General features: G+C 72.5%; 16 protein-coding genes and 3 tRNA genes. 7 read left to right on the forward strand and 12 right to left on the reverse strand.

Going from position 1 to position 16,339, the window contains the following annotated elements; all coding sequences use genetic code 11:
• Nucleotides 1-153 precede the first annotated feature (153 nt).
• The gene (locus ACLQ29_RS07600; protein WP_425770929.1) at nt 154-1,011 is read left to right on the forward strand and encodes a 3-hydroxyacyl-CoA dehydrogenase family protein; all 858 of its coding nucleotides are present in this window, start codon (nt 154-156) and stop codon (nt 1,009-1,011) included.
• The gene (locus ACLQ29_RS07605) at nt 1,008-1,751 is read left to right on the forward strand and encodes an enoyl-CoA hydratase/isomerase family protein (protein ID WP_425770930.1); all 744 of its coding nucleotides are present in this window, start codon (nt 1,008-1,010) and stop codon (nt 1,749-1,751) included. The genes ACLQ29_RS07600 and ACLQ29_RS07605 overlap by 4 nt, the downstream gene beginning before the upstream one ends.
• 63 nt (nt 1,752-1,814) lie before the next feature.
• Here ACLQ29_RS07605 and ACLQ29_RS07610 read toward each other — a convergent pair whose 3' ends face one another.
• Nucleotides 1,815-3,158 carry an ABC transporter substrate-binding protein gene (locus tag ACLQ29_RS07610; protein ID WP_425770931.1) on the reverse strand — a complete coding sequence of 448 codons (1,344 nt, stop codon included), beginning with the start codon at nt 3,156-3,158 and terminating at the stop codon, nt 1,815-1,817.
• A 155-nt stretch (nt 3,159-3,313) separates the two neighbouring features.
• On the opposite strand from ACLQ29_RS07610, the gene ACLQ29_RS07615 reads away from it, so the two are divergent.
• Nucleotides 3,314-3,703, forward strand: a complete 390-nt coding sequence (locus ACLQ29_RS07615) for a hypothetical protein (protein WP_387189626.1) — start codon at nt 3,314-3,316, stop codon at nt 3,701-3,703.
• Between the two features lie 55 nt (nt 3,704-3,758).
• Here ACLQ29_RS07615 and ACLQ29_RS07620 read toward each other — a convergent pair whose 3' ends face one another.
• Nucleotides 3,759-4,199 (reverse strand): hypothetical protein, encoded by a 441-nt coding sequence (locus ACLQ29_RS07620; protein ID WP_425770932.1) that lies wholly within the window; start codon nt 4,197-4,199, stop codon nt 3,759-3,761.
• Between the two features lie 126 nt (nt 4,200-4,325).
• On the opposite strand from ACLQ29_RS07620, the gene ACLQ29_RS07625 reads away from it, so the two are divergent.
• Entirely contained in the window at nt 4,326-5,033 is a 708-nt protein-coding gene (locus ACLQ29_RS07625; protein ID WP_425770933.1) for a DUF2786 domain-containing protein, read from the forward strand.
• 95 nt (nt 5,034-5,128) lie between these two features.
• Here ACLQ29_RS07625 and ACLQ29_RS07630 read toward each other — a convergent pair whose 3' ends face one another.
• Nucleotides 5,129-5,656 (reverse strand): SRPBCC family protein, encoded by a 528-nt coding sequence (locus ACLQ29_RS07630; RefSeq protein WP_425770934.1) that lies wholly within the window; start codon nt 5,654-5,656, stop codon nt 5,129-5,131.
• Between the two features lie 166 nt (nt 5,657-5,822).
• Between ACLQ29_RS07630 and ACLQ29_RS07635 the strand changes: the two genes are divergently transcribed.
• Nucleotides 5,823-7,082, forward strand: coding sequence for a hypothetical protein (locus ACLQ29_RS07635; RefSeq protein WP_425770935.1), 1,260 nt, complete (start codon nt 5,823-5,825; stop codon nt 7,080-7,082).
• 224 nt (nt 7,083-7,306) lie between these two features.
• Here the strand turns inward: ACLQ29_RS07635 and ACLQ29_RS07640 are convergent.
• The 8 genes from ACLQ29_RS07640 to ACLQ29_RS07675 all read right to left on the reverse strand — a co-directional run bounded on the left by ACLQ29_RS07640 (nt 7,307) and on the right by ACLQ29_RS07675 (nt 12,873).
• A tRNA-Phe gene (locus ACLQ29_RS07640) sits at nt 7,307-7,380 on the reverse strand.
• 100 nt (nt 7,381-7,480) lie between these two features.
• Nucleotides 7,481-7,554 (reverse strand) — tRNA-Asp (locus tag ACLQ29_RS07645).
• Between the two features lie 31 nt (nt 7,555-7,585).
• Nucleotides 7,586-7,658: transfer RNA gene (locus ACLQ29_RS07650), tRNA-Glu, on the reverse strand.
• Between the two features lie 154 nt (nt 7,659-7,812).
• Complete coding sequence (locus ACLQ29_RS07655; protein ID WP_425770936.1) at nt 7,813-8,592, reverse strand: polysaccharide deacetylase family protein; 780 nt, start codon at nt 8,590-8,592, stop codon at nt 7,813-7,815.
• Between the two features lie 77 nt (nt 8,593-8,669).
• A complete protein-coding gene (locus ACLQ29_RS07660; RefSeq protein WP_425771241.1) occupies nt 8,670-9,614 on the reverse strand; it encodes a MerR family transcriptional regulator in 945 nt (314 codons plus the stop codon).
• Complete coding sequence (gene idi, locus ACLQ29_RS07665; RefSeq protein WP_425770937.1) at nt 9,604-10,224, reverse strand: isopentenyl-diphosphate Delta-isomerase; 621 nt, start codon at nt 10,222-10,224, stop codon at nt 9,604-9,606. The genes ACLQ29_RS07660 and idi overlap by 11 nt, the downstream gene beginning before the upstream one ends.
• On the reverse strand, nt 10,221-11,702 hold the full coding sequence (gene crtI / locus ACLQ29_RS07670) for a phytoene desaturase family protein (RefSeq protein ID WP_425770938.1): 1,482 nt from the start codon (nt 11,700-11,702) through the stop codon (nt 10,221-10,223). Before crtI ends, idi begins: the two co-directional genes overlap by 4 nt.
• Nucleotides 11,703-11,730: 28 nt before the next feature.
• The gene (locus tag ACLQ29_RS07675; protein WP_425770939.1) at nt 11,731-12,873 is read right to left on the reverse strand and encodes a polyprenyl synthetase family protein; all 1,143 of its coding nucleotides are present in this window, start codon (nt 12,871-12,873) and stop codon (nt 11,731-11,733) included.
• 65 nt (nt 12,874-12,938) lie between these two features.
• On the opposite strand from ACLQ29_RS07675, the gene ACLQ29_RS07680 reads away from it, so the two are divergent.
• Nucleotides 12,939-13,862, forward strand: coding sequence for a phytoene/squalene synthase family protein (locus ACLQ29_RS07680; RefSeq protein WP_425770940.1), 924 nt, complete (start codon nt 12,939-12,941; stop codon nt 13,860-13,862).
• Nucleotides 13,859-15,184, forward strand: a complete 1,326-nt coding sequence (locus tag ACLQ29_RS07685) for a cryptochrome/photolyase family protein (protein WP_425770941.1) — start codon at nt 13,859-13,861, stop codon at nt 15,182-15,184. Before ACLQ29_RS07680 ends, ACLQ29_RS07685 begins: the two co-directional genes overlap by 4 nt.
• On the opposite strand, the gene ACLQ29_RS07690 is transcribed toward ACLQ29_RS07685, so the two are convergent.
• The gene (locus tag ACLQ29_RS07690; protein ID WP_425770942.1) at nt 15,185-16,261 is read right to left on the reverse strand and encodes a serine hydrolase domain-containing protein; all 1,077 of its coding nucleotides are present in this window, start codon (nt 16,259-16,261) and stop codon (nt 15,185-15,187) included.
• Nucleotides 16,262-16,339: the final 78 nt, after the last annotated feature.

Genomic DNA, 16,339 nt, shown 5'->3' on the forward strand with positions numbered 1-16,339 from the left:
GTCGGGCCGTCATTACCCGATCCCGCGCTCCCCCAAGCATGGGCCGGATCTTCCGGCTGTCTAGGGTCGCAGCATGAGCGAGCGGAGCGGGCGAAACAGCCGGCTCGGTGTGGCGGGGACCCCGCGCGCCGGCAGGCGGGACAGGGAGGCGTGATGAGCGAACGTTTCGTGGTCGTCGGCGCCGGCACCATGGGGCTCGGCATCGCGTACGTGGCGGCCGGGGCCGGGCACGCGGTCGAACTCGTCGAGGTGGACCCGGAGCGGGGCAGGGCCGCGCTGAACCGGCTCGCCGAGCTGTGGGAACGGGCCGTGCAACGCGGAAAGCTCGGTGCCGACGAGGCCACCACGCACCGGCAGCGGGTCACGTTGCGCCCGACGCTCGCCGAGGTCGCCCCGGCCCCCGAGGTGATCGTGGAGGCGGTGCCGGAGCGGCTCGACCTGAAGCGGGCGGTGCTGCGCGACGCCGCGGCGCTGCGCCCGGCGCTACTGGCCAGCAACACCTCGAGCATCGCCATCGGCGAGCTGGCGGCCGGGCTGGACGCGCCCGAGCGTTTCCTCGGCCTGCACTTCTTCAACCCGGTCTGGGCGATGGCCCTCCTGGAGATCGTGGTCGGCCCGGCCACCGCCGAGGAGACCACCGCCGCGGCCGTCGCGCTCGCCGGCCGGCTGGGCAAGGACCCCGTCGTCGTACGCGACCTGCCCGGCTTCGCCACCTCCCGACTCGGGGTCACCCTCGGGCTGGAGGCGATCCGGATGGTCGCCGACGGGGTGGCCAGCCCCGCCGACATCGACAAGGCGATGGTGCTCGGCTACCGGCACCCGGTCGGTCCGTTGGAGCTCACCGACCTGGTTGGCCTCGACGTGCGGCTGGACATCGCCCGTACCCTCCAGGCCGCGTACGGGGACCGCTTCGCGCCGCCGCCGCTGCTCGTACGGATGGTGGACGAAGGGCGGCTGGGTAAGAAGTCGGGGCACGGCTTCTACGTGTGGAACGACGGGGTCAAACAGTGAGCGGGCTGCGGATCGAGGAGCGGCCGGACCGGCTGGTGGTGACCCTGGACCGACCGGAGAAGCGCAACGCCATCGACGCCGACCTGATCGCCGAGCTGCACCAGGTCTGCGCCGAGTTGGAGGCGCGCCCCCGGCTGCTGCTGCTCACCGGTGGCACCGCCGGCATCTTCGCCGGTGGCGCCGACATCGCCCAGCTCCGGGAACGGGGCCGCACGGACGCCTTGGCCGCGATCAATTCCGCCGCCTTCGCGCGAATCCGGGCGTTGCCGATGCCCACGGTGGCCGCCGTCGACGGCCCGGCGCTGGGCGGTGGCGCGGAACTGGCGTACTCCTGCGATCTGCGGGTGTGCACGGCGCGGGCGGTCTTCGGTCAGCCGGAGGTGCGGTTGGGGATCCTGGCCGGCGCGGGCGCGACGCACCGGCTACCCGCGTTGATCGGTGAGGGCCGGGCCAAGGAACTGCTCTTCACCGGCCGCCGCGTGGACGCCGTGGAGGCGCTGCGCATCGGTCTGGTGAACCGGGTGGTGGACGAGCCCGACGAGCTGCTCACGGTGGCGCACGCGGTGCTCGACGAGATCGCCCTGGGCTCCCCGCTGGCGCTGCGGCTGACCAAGCTGGCCGTGGACGCGCCGGCCGCCGCGCACCCACAGGTCGACCTGGTCAGCCAGGCGGTGCTCTTCGAGGACGAGGAGAAGCACCGGCGGATGACCGAGTTCCTGGAGCGCCGCCGGCCGCGGTGACTCCCGGAAACGAAACGGCCGCACCGACGCTCGCGCCGGTGCGGCCGTTTCTCGCCTGTGGTGTTACTGCTGGATCTGCACTCCGGTGTCGGCCAGCGAACGGATCACCGAGGCCGACTCGACGAAGCCGATGATCAGTACGGCGTCCGCGCCGAAGTCCTTGATCTCCTTGGCGCCACCGGTGAAGTCCACCGGGGGAGCTTTGGCGTCGGCGGGCGGCTCGTAGTTGAGCAGCTTGAGGCGGTCGCTCGTGATGCCGGCCTTCTCCAACTCGTCACGGACGGTGCCCTGCAGTCCCTCACCGTAGGAGTCCTTGCGGGCGACGATGACTATCTTCTGCGATCCGTCGCGGAGGATGACGTCGGCCAGCGCGCGGCCCTGGAGGCTGTCCGGCGGCGCGGTGCGGAAGTAGAGGCCCCCGTCGTCGACGTCGGTCAGGCTGCTGTCGGTGTTGGACGGGGAGAAGAGGATCTTCCCGGCCTGCACCACGTCCGGCAGCACCGCCCGGGAGATGCCCGAACCGCCCGCGCCGATGATCACGCTGACGCCCCCGGCCACGTGCCTGGCCACCGTCGCCTTGGCCACCGCCGGGTTGGTGCCGTCGTCGCCCTCCACCCACGTCACCGGCTTGCCCAGTGCGCCACCGGCGGCGTTGATCTCACGGATCGCCAGCGCGGCCCCGGCCGCCATCGGCGGGTAGGCGATCGACAGGTCACCGGTCTTCGGCAACAGGCCGCCCAGGATCAGCGGCGGTTGGTCCGGGTCCACGGTCGGCCGCTGCTTCTTCGGCTTCGGCGGCGTCTTGGTGCTCGCGGCCGACTCGATGCCCGCGCCGACGAACTCGGTCTTGCCGTCATTGATCTGCTGCCCGTCGAAGGTCAGCGTGGCGTAGCTCGCGGTGGCCGGCTCACCCTTGTCGGTGAAGCCCGCTCGGGTCAGCGAGACGCCGCGGTACTCGACGTCCTGCCCGTTTCGGGCCAGCACCAGGCAACTGGCCGGGTCCTCGCAGCGCTGACCGTCGTTGGTCACGGCGACGATCTGCTTCGCGATGGCAGCCGGGTCGGTGCTGCCGGCCAGCTGGGCGGCGAGCACGGCGACAACCACCGCGTCGTACGTCTCGGCGGAGTACACGTAGTCCGTCAGCGCCGGATTGACGGCCTTCAGTCGGCTCTTGAAATCGTCGGGCAGCGGTACGAGTGGCGTGGTGCCCTTCATCCCGTCGACGAGACTTGCGCGATCCTTCAACTCCGCGGGGTAGGAGTTGAGCATGTTGCCGTCCGTGCCATAGAGGCGCACCTGTTGGGCGCTTGTCTCCTTGGCCTTGTCATCCCCGCAGGCGCTTGTGGCGAGCAGGATCGTCGCGCAGGCAGCCAGTGAGGCTACCCGCGAGCGGCGTGATACGAACATGGTCGTCCTTCCTCCGGCGAAGGTCCGCTGCGCACATTAGCGTGCCGAGGCCATCGGCGGGACCGTGGAGGTGGCGTAAAGCGCAGGTAGCTCGCGTTGAACACGGACAGTGACGAGCGTCGGGTCGCTTGACCGCCCGTCCTACTGTGCGCTGCGTGACGGACCTACCACAGCAGACGTTCGACGACGCGACCGCCGTGCTCCGCTCGGCGCTGACCGGAGATGGGGACGCGGTGGTGGGAGCATTCGACGCGGTCGTCGACCGAGCTGGCCTCAGCGGCGCGTACGGGGTGGCCTGGTGCCTGGCCGCGACGATGGTCGGCGACGCGCCAGCCGCCAGCGGGGCAGCGCTCGACTTCCCGGGCATCGACCAGGCCGACTACGACACCCGCTGGGTGGCCCGCTTCGTCAGCGCGTACGCCAATCGGGACGAACCGACCGGAGAGGCGCTGTTCGGCGCCGCGGCGGCCGACGGGCTGCTCCCGGACTGCCTGCTCACCCTCGCCGGCTCGACGATCGCCACCCTGCGCAGCCGCGCCGAGTGACACCCGTCGGGTCGCGACGTCCGGCGGGGCGGACGCCGCGCCCGCGCGGCGTGACTCAGAACGCGTGGTACGCGATCAGCGGCTCGTACTCGTACCGGAGGTTCTCGAAGCGGACCTGGAAGTTCACGCCGTCCCGGACGTTTGTCGCCACCGTGGTCCAGCCCGAGTTGGGCGGGAGGTAGGTCCAGTAGTTGCAGGCGCTCGTCTTGTCGACGAAGATCACGCACGCCTCGGTGGCGTACACGCTCGCGTTGCGGACGTTGATGTCGCGACAGCGGGTCGTGGTGCGGAACTGGCCGGCCTGGCCGCCGTAGCGGCCGGTCTGGAAGAAGGACCGGACCGCCCCGCCGTAACAGGTGGCGAGCGGGGCGAAGACGTTCGGCCCGGCGGTGACAGGTGCTACCGATCCGGTCGGTTCGGCCTGCGCGGGTGCGCCGGCGAAGAGCAGTGCGGTGGCCGTGGCGACGGCGAACAGCCGAGCGGTGGGGGATGCCATGCGTTCCTCCGGAAGCGGTGGGTTGACCGTCCGTGTAGGACTGATCATCAATCGTGACGATGATAGCGATCGATTGATTGCGGCGCGGCCCCGGTGGTGTCCGACCCGTGTGATAGCTCTGTAGTCATGTCCGAGGCCATGCTGAGCAAGGTGCGTAAGCTGCTCGCCCAGGCCGAGGACCCGGCCTGCACGCCTGCCGAGGCGGAGGCGTTCACCGCCAAGGCGACCGAGTTGATCGCCCGCTACGGCGTGGACCGGGCGCTGCTCGCCGCCCGTGATCCGACCACCGACCCGGTCGGCGACCGGGTCCTGGACGTCGTCGCCCCGTACGCCCGCGACAAGGTCGGCCTGCTCGCCGCGGTCGCCGAACCACTGCGCTGCCGCTGCGTCCGCCGCCGGCAGGGCAACGGCTTCGCGCTGCACCTGTTCGGCTTCGCCAGCGATCTGGAACGGGTGGACCTGCTCTTCACCTCACTGCTTGTGCAGGCGGCGCACGGCCTGGCCGCCACCGCGGTGCCGGCCGACGACCATCCCGCCGCCTTCCGCCGGTCGTGGCTGGCCGGTTTCGCGGAGGTGATCGGAGGCCGGCTCTGGGCGGCGGAGACGGCGGCGGCCAGCGAGTCGGGGGCCCCATCGGTGGCGCTGGTGCTGGCCGACCGGTCCGACCGGGTGCAGCGGCGGCTCGCCGAGCAGTACCCACGGCTGCGCACCGCGCCGCCACGCAGGTTGGGCGGCACCGGCTTCGGGTCGGGTGCGGAGGCCGGCCGCCACGCGGACCTGGGTGGTCGGGACCTCGGCGGCACCACCACACCGGCACGGCAACTCGGCCACTGACGGCCGCGTGACGCTCAGGGCCGGTGCCCAGGCCGCTGCTGACCGCCGGTGGCTCGGTGGTCGTGGCTCGGGCTCCGACGATCCTGGGGCGACGGTCAGGCGGGGGTGGTGGGCTGGTGGCGTGACACCGTCGCGACGTAGCGGGTGAGCAACTCGTGCCAGCCGGCGGTGAGGGCCTCGCGATATCCCTCGGCTGCCTCGCCGTGCCTGTCGAAGTGTCGATGCTCCAGCTCGACCCGGGTGCGCTCCGGCCCCTCGGCCTGGAACAGCACCTCGACCTCGCTCGCGCGGGCCGGATCCGGCACCGGCGCCCGGTCGGGGCCGATCTGCCAGACGAAGACCAACCGGCGAGGCGGGTCCCAGGTGAGCACCCGACCCCAGTCGGCGCGGAAGCCGTACGGGCCGATCTCGTAGAGCATCCCGCCAGCCCGCGGTTCCATGCCCAGCTCGGCGAGGGCATCCGGGCCGGACCAGGTGTATTCGGTGACCCACCAGTCGGTCAGCTCGTCGGTGAAGACCGCGAACGCGCGCTCGGCGGAGACCGGGACGTGGAGGCTGCACCGTAAGGAGAACCGGTCGCCGTCCTGCCGGATGTCGGCCGGATCAGTCTCTTCCTGTCCCATAGGACCGGACCATACCGTCTGATGCCCGCGTGTGCAGCTTCGTGCGATGCCCGCTTTCCGGACAGGCCGTTGTCGATTCGCCACGGACGGGATGCCCGGCCGGAAAGCGGGTAACCGCGCCGAACGGCCCGGACGACCGGGCCGGTGTGCAGGCGGGCGGGAGAGCATGAGCGAGAGCGCGCAGCAGCGGGAGCCGGACCGGGTGGACCCGGACGTCCTGCTCGACATTCCGAAGGTCTCCGTCGACTCGATCCGGCTGGCGGTCGACGGCCTGGACGCCGACCTGTCGCTGCGGGCCCGGGTAGCCAACCTGATCCAGGTCGACGCCGGCGTACGGGTGCACCTGAGCGGTGGTGAGCTGGACATCAACGGGGTGCACGCCGAGGCGCAACTACGCGTGCGGTTGGAGCAGTTGACCAGGATCCTCGGGCGAGCGCTCGACACCCTCGACCACAACCCGCAGATCATCGAGGCGCTCGCTCGGACGGCTGTCACCACCCTCGACGACGTGAACCGCGGCGCAGAGCAGTCAGCCCAGGCGGCCGGTTCGGTCGAGGCGTCGGCGCGCCGCTCCGGCGGCGTACCCGGCGGGCCGGGCCAGCAGGTGGGCTCCGCCGGCACCGTCGTCGGCCCGGTCCGCGCGGAAGCCAACCGGTCGGGTGGCGATCGGTCGGGTGGCGATCGGTCGGGTGGCGATTGGTCGGGTGGCGATCGGTCGGGTGGCGATTGGTCGGGCGGCGATCGGTCGGGTGGCGATTGGTCGGGCGGCGATCGGTCGGGTGGCGACCGAGGGGGTGCCGATCGACCGGGGATGGGTCGGCCAGGAGCGGGTCGGCCGGGTATTGGTCGGCCGGGTTCGGGGCCACCTGCGGGAGGCCCTGAGCCGCACGCTGGTGGCCCGGGACCCAGCGCCGGGGGACCTGGGTTCCGAGCCGGTGGCCGTGGGCCAGGCGACCAGCTACGGCCGGAGTCCGACGGAACGCAGGGCCACCACCCGACGGGCCGGCGACACGGGGAGCGGCACCACCCGGATGGGCAGCGACCGGCAGGTCCGGGCGATGGGCAGCGGCCGTCCGGGGCGGGGCGGGGCACCGGGGGCCCGGCGGAGTCGTCGTCGGGGTCGGGTCGGGGTGCCGAGGGTCCGGCGGAGTCGTCGTCGGGGTCGGGTCGGGGTGCCGGGGGCCCGACGGAGTCGTCGACCGGGCAAGCCCGCAACCGACCCGGTCGGCCGTCCGCCACCGGGCCGAGCCCGTCCGGAGCTGGTGACGACGGTAGTGGTCCCCGGGGTGGGGCACAGGCCGCGGCGCAGAGCGCTGCTCAGCTCGCCGAGCAGGCGGGGGAGACGCTGCGACAGGCCGGGCGCAGCGTGTGGGAGGCGATCCAGAGCGGCATGGCGCAGCACCGCCAGCAGGGGCGCGGCGACTGACGGCCGGGCAGCCGGACCCGCCACCAAGGCAGTCGGACCCGCCACCAACTCGTGATCGACTCGGGTTTGGCAATCTCGCGGCATCCCGCGCACTCGGATGCCGCGATATCCGGGAAGCCGGGTGGATCACTATTCGGCGGCCGCCGGGAAGAGGTGCCCGAACAGCAAGATCCCCACCTGCGTTTCCGCTGGTGGGGACCTCTGTAGCCCGGCGAAAGGCTATGTGGCCAGGGGCGGGGTCGAACCGCCGACCTTCCGATTTTCAGTCGGACGCTCGTACCAACTGAGCTACCTGGCCGTGTCGCTCGGCCCATGTTACCCAACAACCGGACGAACCGGCGGCAGGGAGACATGCTCCGATACGCAGAACGCCGCGCGAGGCGCGGCGTCTAGCGCTGCGGTCCTGACGGGACTTGAACCCGCGACCTCCGCCTTGACAGGGCGGCGAGCACTCCAACTGCTCCACAGGACCTAGCTTGTGTTGCTCCGGCTTGCGCCGGTCGTGCCCCCAACGGGATTCGAACCCGTGCTACCGCCTTGAAAGGGCGGCGTCCTGGGCCGCTAGACGATGAGGGCGGCCCCGCCATCATTGCACATTTGCAACTTCAAGCGGACTTGCTCCCATCCGGCCCCGCCGGAGGCTTGGAAAGCATACGTGATGCCGGGTCGGTCAACAAAATCGGTATCGGCAGGGGCTTGGATCGGGTCATAACCGCAGGTCAACGATGGTCTAGCGGAGCTGGGCGACGCCGAAGCGCTGCTTCAGGTCCGCGATCAGACCGGGGCAGGCGGCGAGCGTCGCAGCCCGATTGCCGCCCCCGTCGTGCAGCAGCACGATGGCTCCGGGGCGCGCGGCGGCGTGGACCCGCTTGCCGATCGTGGCCGCGTTCGGCTTGTCCCAGTCCTGTGGGTCGACCGACCAGTGCAGGGGGAGCATGCCGAGATCCTTCGCCACCCCGAGCACCTCCGATGTCCACCGGCCGCCCGGCTGCCGGTAGAAGGACACCTTCGCCCCGGGTGCCGCCGCCTGGATGGCCCTGTTGGTGCGGTCCAGGTCGGCCCTGATCTCGGCGACCGGTCGCCGGGCCAGGTCGAGGTCGTGCCGCCAACTGTGATTGCAGAGCTGGTGTCCCTCGCGGATGATCCGGCGGACCAGCTCGGGGTGACGCTGCACCTCGCGACCGACGACGCAGAAGGTGGCCGTCACCTTTGCGGCTCGCAGTTGGTCGAGCACCTTTGGCGTCCAGGCCGGGTTGGGCCCGTCGTCGAAGGTCAGGACCACCGGGCGCGCGCCGGTGGTGCGTCGCAGGCCGGCGGGGAGCTTGGCCGGCAGTGGCCGCAGCGGAGGCTTGGGCGGCTTGGCGATGGTGGGGTGCGGCGACGGTTTGGGCGTCGTCGATTCCACCGGCTGCGGTGCGCCGGCGGCTGCGATGGTGCGGTCCGGTTGGGCACAACCGGACAAGACCAGCGCCATGGCGAGAACGGACGCCAGAACGGCGCGGGCTTGCATCTGCTCGCTCCCGGAGGGGTCGGGGGTAGGCGGAAACCCCGACGGTAGTTCACGCCGTCGCCCGGGCGACAGTGCGGTCAGTCACGCCTCGACTGGTCCAGCGAGTCACGGACCGCGACGGCGAGCGAGACGGCCTCGGCCAGGTCGATTGGCCGCACCACACCCGCCGGCAGCGTGTCGGCGCGCCAACCGGGGCCGGCGGCGAGCACCAGCAACGGGCGGCGGGGTGCCGCCAGCAGCGCGCTGAGCTGACCCGGGTCGGCGGTGGCCCTGGTGTGCGACCAGAGCACCACGGCGGCCGGTCCGGTCCGGTTGACCGCCTCCAGGAGGGCGGCGACCGGCACCCGGGCGCCGAGCGTCCGGTAGCTGACCCCGGCCTCCGCGAGAGCGGCGGCCAGCGCCTCCAGCGGCAGGGTGTGCTGCTCCTCGTCCGCGCAGGAGAGCAGGATGCGGGCCGGCCCGGTGGGAACCGTGGCCCGACTGGCCGCCGCGAGCGCCTCCGAGATGCAGCGGGACACCAGGTGTTCCACCTCGATGAGACCTGCGGTGGCGGCGTGGCGTTCGCCGATGCCGGCGAGGACCGGGCGCAGCAGGCCCTCCCAGGTAGTGATGACCCCGCCAGCCGCCAGGGCGTGCGCGATCGTCTCGCTGATCGCCGCCGCGTCCAACCGCATGGCGGCGCGGGCCAACCCGCGGGCTGCCGGTCCGGCGCGGCCCACCGGGATGGTGCCGCCGCCGTCCCGGCCCGGTCGCTGGATCCGGCTGGGGGCGACGGTGTCGGTGGGCATCGGATCGGGTGCCTGGCGGGCCCAGCGGGCCGCCTCGGCGGGGCTCACCCCCTCGGCGGTGAGCCGTCGCATGATCTCAAGGCGGGCCAGGTCGCTGGGCGTGTACCGGCGGTGGTGACCGGGGATGTGCTCGCTGGGCCCGAGCCCGTAGCGCTGATGCCAGGTGCGCAGGGTCGTCACCGCGACCCCCAGCCGGCGTGCGACCGCGCCCGCGCTCAGCGCCTCATCGACCACCCGACCGCTCCGCCGTGTCATCCGCCGACGATCCGGGCGGGGTCACGGCCGGAGCGGGTGCGCCCGACGCGGCGCCCGAGGGGTGCAGTAGCCGGTTCACCACCCCGCCCAGCCAGGGCGCGTACGACCGCGGGTCGAGGTCCAGCTCGGCTTCGAGTGCGGCGGGGTCGGCCCACCGCAACTCGGCGACCTCGTCCGGGTCCGGCAGCAGTGGGGCCGCCGGCAGGAAATCGCCCCGCAGCACGTGGTCGTACTCGAATTCGACCCGACCGGTGGCCGGGTCCTCGGCGTAGTAGACGTAGACGCCGACCTCGGTCAACTCGACCGGGCCCGCGCCCAACTCCTCACGCAGCCGCCGGTTGGCCGCCTCGGCGAGCGACTCGCCCGGCCGGGGGTGGCCGCAGCAGGAGTTGGCCCACCGCAACGGGAACCGGGTCTTGACGGCGGCCCGGCGTTGGAGCAGCACCTGACCGTCCGGGTCCACCAGCAGCACCGAGAAGGCCCGGTGCAGTTGCCCCGGGGGCTGGTGTGCGGCCGCGACCGTCAACTCGCCGTGGGCCTTGCCGGTCTCGTCGACCAGCTCGACCAGGTGCTCCTCGCGGCTTGTCATCGGCCTTCCCCAGTGATCCGGCCAGCGGCGAGCTTGCCGGAGATGAGCACCATCGGCACGCCCACCCCGGGCTGGGTGCCGGAGCCGACGAAGACCACGTTCGGCAGGTCGCGGTGCAGGTTCGACGGGCGGAACGGGCCGGTCTGGAAGAGTGTGTGCGCGGCGGCGAACGGGGTGCCCGCGGCCATCCCCTGCTCCTCCCACTCGGCGGGGGTGATCGCCCGCAGCACCTCGACCCCGGCGCCGAAACCGACGTAACCGCGCTCCTCCAGGGTGCCGATCAGCTGGTCGCCGTAGCGCTGGGTCAGGTCGCCGCGCCACTCGAACGGGGCCCGGTGCAGGTTGGGCACGGGGGCCAGCACGTAATAGGTGTGCCGGTCGGGTGGGGCCACCGACGGGTCGGTCCGGCTCGGGTTGGTCACCAACAGCGACGGGTCGGTCATCAGCTCGCCCCGCCGGATGACCTCATCGAAGGTGCCCTTCCACGCGCGTCCGAAATGGATGTTGTGATGGGCGATCTTGTCATATCCCTGCCGGGAGCCGACATGCAGAACGACGCAGGACGGTGAGTAGGTGAGCCGGCGCTGCGGAGCGGCGGGGAGCAGGTCCCGGTAGGCGATCGGCAGGTCGGGGTTGAGCACCACGACGTCCGCCCGCACCAACTCGCCGTCGGCGGTGAGCACACCTGTGGCACGGCCGTTCACCGTCTCCACCCGGGTCACCGTCGTGTCGTACCGGATCTGCACACCGTGCTTCTCGGCGGCGCCCGCCATGGCCTTGGAGACGGCGTGGATGCCGCCGCGCGGGAAGTAGACCCCGGCCACCGAGTCGAGGTACGCGATGACCGCGTAGATGGCGAGCGCGTCGTGCGGCGCGAGGCCTGCGTACATGGCCTGGAAGGAGAAGATCCGCTGGGTACGCGGGTCCCGGAAGAACTGGTTGATCTTCGTCTGGAGGCGTCGGAAGGCCCCGCCGCCGAGCAGCTTGAGGAGGTTGCCGGTGATCAGGTCGGTGGGCGCGTCCAGGTTGCGCTCGATGAAGTCGGTGCGCTCCAGCCGCCACAACTCCCGCGCGTACTCGACGAACCGCAGGTAGCCGTCGGCCTCGCGCGGCCCGCAGACCCGGGAGATCTCGGCGGCCATCCGCGCGGTGTCGGTGAGCACGTCCAGGGTCGAGCCGTCGGGGTAGTAGGCCCGGTAGGCCGGATCGAGCGGGGTCAGGTCGAGCCAGTCGCGCAGCTCCTCACCGACCGCGCCGAGCGCCTCGGCGATCAGGTCGGGCATGGTGAGCACGGTCGGGCCGGTGTCGAACTCGTAGCCGTCCACGGCGAGCCGGCCGGCCCGCCCGCCGGGCACCGGCTCACGCTCCAGCACAGTGACCTGTCGCCCGCTGCCGGCCAGGTGCAGCGCGCAGGCGAGCCCGCCCAGGCCGGCCCCGACGACCACCACCCGGTCCGTCCGTCCTGTCACCGTCCGCACGTGACCACCTCCTCGTTCAAGTCGCTCATCAGGCCCGCCGGTTGGCAGCGGCGGTGGCCAGCCCGGTCAGCGCGGTCCGCGCCGTCTGGTCCACGGGTGCGGCGTCGAGCGCGGCCAGCGCGTCGCCGACCCGCTCGGCGATCATCTGCTCCACCCGGGTCACCGCGCCGGTCTCGGCGACCAGCTCGGCGAGGGTGTCGACCGGCCCGTCGGCGGCCCGCTCCAACGCCGTGAGCTGGGCCGGTGTGGCCAGCTCCCGGGCCAGCATGAGCAGCGCGGTCGGCTTGCCGGTGCGCAGGTCGTCACCGGCCGGCTTGCCGGTGGCCGCCGGGTCGCCGTAGACGCCGAGCAGGTCGTCGCGGAGCTGGAACGCCTCGCCGACGGCCAGGCCGTAGCGGGTGTACGCGGAGACCAGCGGGTCGTCGGCGGGCACCCCGGCCAGGCAGGCGCCGAAGAGCAGTGGGCGCTGGACCGTGTAGCTGGCGGTCTTGTAGCGGGCCACCCGCAGCGCCCGGTCGACCGACCAACTCGCCGGGTCGTTCTCGCCGAGCACGTCGAGATATTGCCCGGCCACCGTCTCCACCCGCATCTGGTCGTAGCAGCGCCGCACCTCGAACAGTCGGGCCGACGGCACCGTGGCGTGGGCCAGCAACTGGTCGGCCCAGACCATGCAGAGGTCGCCGATGAGCACAGCCACGGCCTCGCCGAACCGCCCGGGATCACCGCGGTGGCCGGCCTGGACGTGCTGGTCGGCGAGCGCGACGTGTGCGGTGGGCCGGCCGCGACGGGTGGTGGAGGCGTCCATCACGTCGTCGTGCACCAGGGCGAAGGTGTGCAGCAACTCCAGCGCGGCAAGCGCGGGCAGCACGGGCGACAGGGCCTCGGCGCCGCCGACCGCCCCGCGCCAACCCCAGTAGGCGAACGTGGGCCGGATCCGCTTGCCGCCGAGGAGGACTGCCTCTCGCGCGGAGGCGGCGAAGGCGCCCATCGAGGTGTCGATCTCGGTGAGGGAGTCGACCTCGGCGTCGAGGAAGGCCGTCAGGGTCTCGTCGACCGCCGTGACCAGCTCATGGGTGTACGCGGCCAGCACGGCCCGGACCGGGTCGTCCCGGTCGGCCTGCGCTGCCGCCGCCATACGAGTCGCATTGCCCGCAACTGCGTCGTTGGCCATGCGGCTGAGCGTACCCTAGGCTACGAGTTGCGTCGATTGGTGCGTCGATAAATGAGGGAGGGCCGGTGGAAACTGATCTCACCGCTGCCTATGACCGGTGCCGTGAGCTGCACAAACGTCACGGCCGCACCTACTATCTCGCCACCCGACTGCTGCCCGCATGGAAACGACGACATGTGCACGCCCTCTACGGTTTCACCCGCTACGCGGACGAGATCGTCGACCGTACCGAGGACCTGCCGCCGGCCGAGCGGGCCGCCCGCCTGGACGACTGGGCCAGCCAGTTCGTCGCTGGCCTGCGCGGCGCGTCGGTCGCCGACCCGCTGATGCCGGCCGTGCTGCACACGATCGCCGTCTTCGATCTCGACCGGGACGACTTTGCGTCGTTTCTGAAGAGCATGGCGATGGATCTGACCGTCACCGCCTACCCGACCTACGACCACCTGCTCGACTACATGGAGGGCTCGGCGGCGGTCATCGGCACCATGATGCTGCCGATCCTGGGCAGCTCCGACCCGGCGGCGGCACGGGAGCCGGCCCGGCAACTCGGGTTCGCCTTCCAACTCACCAACTTCATCCGGGACGTCGCGGAGGACCTCGACCGGGGCCGCACCTACCTGCCAGACGAGGACCTGGCGAAGTTCGGGGTCACCCGCGACGAGCTGGTCGAGGCCCGCGCCCGGGGCCGCGGCACGCCCCGGACCCGGGAGCTGATCGAGTACGAGGTGACCCGCGCCCAGGCGCACTACGCGGCCGCCGCGCCGGGCATCACCATGCTGGCGCCGGCCTCGCAGGCCTGCATGCGCACCGCGTACGCCCTCTACGGCGGCATCCTCGACGAGGTCGCCGCGCAGGACTACGACGTCTTCGCCCGGCGGGCCGTGGTGCCGCAGCGGCGACGGATGGCGGTGGCCGCACGCGCCCTGCTCAGCTCGACCGGTACGCCGGTCACCATCCCCGGGCCGACTGTCGACCCGGAGGCCCGGTGACCGCCGGCACCGCGATCGTGCTCCTCACCCGCGACCTGCGGGTACACGACCACCCGGCGCTGGCCACCACCTGCGCGGCCTTCGACCGGGTGGTGCCGCTGTACGTGCTCGACCCGGAGCTGGCCGACCTGTCGGCCAACCGCACCCGGTTCCTGCACCAGGCCCTCGCCGACCTTCGCGCCGAGCTGCGCGAGCGCGGCGGCGACCTGGTGGTACGCCACGGTGACCCGGTGGCCGAGACGATCCGGCTGGCCGGTGAGGTCGGTGCCACCGCTGTCGCGCTCTCCGCCGACGTCAGCCACTACGCCCGCCGTCGGGAGCGGCGGCTGCGCGCCGAGTGTGAGCGCCACCGGCTGCACCTGCGACTGTTTCCCGGGCTGACCGTGGTCGAGCCCGGCGCGTTGCGGCCCGGTGGTGGCGGCGACCACTACCGGGTGTTCAGCCCGTACCACCGGGCCTGGGCGGCCAACCGGTGGCGCGAGGAGTTGGCCGCGCCGCGCCGGGTGACGTTGCCCGGCGGTGTGCGCGTGGGCAGCCTGCCGAAGCCGCCGGCCGGGGACTCGCCGGACGCGGCGGTCGGCGGCGAGCGGGTCGCCCGGCAGCGGCTCACCGACTGGCTGCCCGACCTGGACCGCTACGGCGACCAGCACGACGACATGGCCGGCGACGACACCTCCCGACTCAGCCCGTACCTGCGCTTCGGCTGCGTGTCCCCGCTGGCGGTGGCCGGTCGCGCCGGAGACCGGTCCGGGCCGTTCGTCCGGCAGATCTGCTGGCGGGACTTCTACTACCAGGTCACCGCCGCCTTCCCGGAGATCTCGACAGCGGCGTACCGGCGGGGTGCCACCGAGCGGTGGCGCTACGACGACGACGCGCTGGCCGCCTGGGCCGAGGGGCGGACCGGGATGCCGATCGTCGACGCCGGGATGCGGCAGATGCGTACGCAGGGCTGGATGCACAACCGGGCCCGGTTGATCACCGCGGGCTACCTGACCAAGCACCTCGGGCAGGACTGGCGTGCGGGGGTGAAGGTGTTCTTCCGCTTTCTGCTCGACGGGGACGTGGCCAACAACTCCGGCAACTGGCAGTGGGTCGCCGGCACCGGCAACGACACGAAGCCGTACCGGGGGTTCAACCCGGTCCGGCAGGCCGAACGGTACGACCCGGCCGGCGACTACGTGCGCCGGTGGGTGCCGGAGCTGGCGACCGTGCAGGGCAAGGCCATCCACCAACCGTGGAAGTTGCCCGAGCAGCTCCGGCGCGGCCTGGACTATCCGCCGCCGCTCGCGGTGCCGGGCACCGACCCCGTCTGGCTGCGCTGATCAGAGCACCGAGTGCAGCGCCTCGGCCAGTTCGTCGACCCGGTCGTGCTCGGCGAGCTGCGCCGTGGCGTACGCGATGGTGTAGCCGCGCTCCGGGTCGGCCCACGCGCTGCTGCCGCCGAGCCCACCCATGCCCCAACTGCCGTCGGGCTCCCACTGCATGCCCAGCGTCCAGCGGGCCTGACGGTCCAGCACCAGGTCCGGCCCGTCGTACTGGACCCCTGTCGCCTCCGCCACCAGCTCCGCGCTGAACAGCCGGACGCCGTCCAGGGTGCCGCCGGCGAGCAGGCCGGCGTAGAGCCGGGCCAGGCTGGACGCGGTCGCGTGCAGGTTGACTGCCGGCATCTCGGCGCCCCGCCACAGCGGGCTGTTCAGCACGGCCACGTCCAGTCCACCGGCCGGGTTGCCCATCGCCCGGGCCCGCAGCGAGCCCGGCTCGCCGAGCTTCCGACCCGGCCAGCCCGGATCGCCGTAGCGCATCTCGGCGCAGCGGCGCTGGTCCGCCTCGGTCAGCCCGAAACCGAGGTCGAGTCGCCACGGACCGGCGATCTCCTCGGCCAGGAACCGGCCCACCGACCGCCCGTCGACCCGGCGGACCAGCTCACCCACCAGGTGCCCGTACGTCCAGGCGTGCTCGCCGGCCACCGAGCCCGGCGACCACTCCGGGTCGGCGGCGGCCAGGTCGCCGGCCAGCAGCGCCCAGTCGGCGATCGCGGCGGCGGGCCGGGGCACCGGAAAGGTCGGCAGCCCGGCGGTGTGCGACAACACCTGGCGCACGGTGGCGGGGGTGCGGAACTCCGGCCAGTACCGCTCGACGGGCGCGTCGAGGTCCACCCGCTCCCGGTCGACGAGCATCAGCAGACCGAGCGCGGCCACCGGCTTGCCGACCGAGTAGACGTTGGCACGTGTGTCCGGCCGCCACGGTTCGCCGTCCGGCCCGGCGCCGGTCCGGAAACCGCCGACCAGGTCGACGACGGGCTGTCCGTCGTACCAGATGGTCAGGCCGGCGCCGGTCTCCCGGCCGGAGGTGAACAGGTCGTGGAAACAGTCCCGGACCGGAGCGAAGCGTGCGTGCATCCCGTCACCGTAGGCGCCCCGGACCGGTGAGCGTGCCGACTTTTCGTCCGCCCCGGTGGTTGCGGCGGTGTCGCTGGG

This window comes from Micromonospora sp. DT228, assembly GCF_049841595.1.
In the GTDB taxonomy this organism is placed as follows: domain Bacteria; phylum Actinomycetota; class Actinomycetes; order Mycobacteriales; family Micromonosporaceae; genus Micromonospora.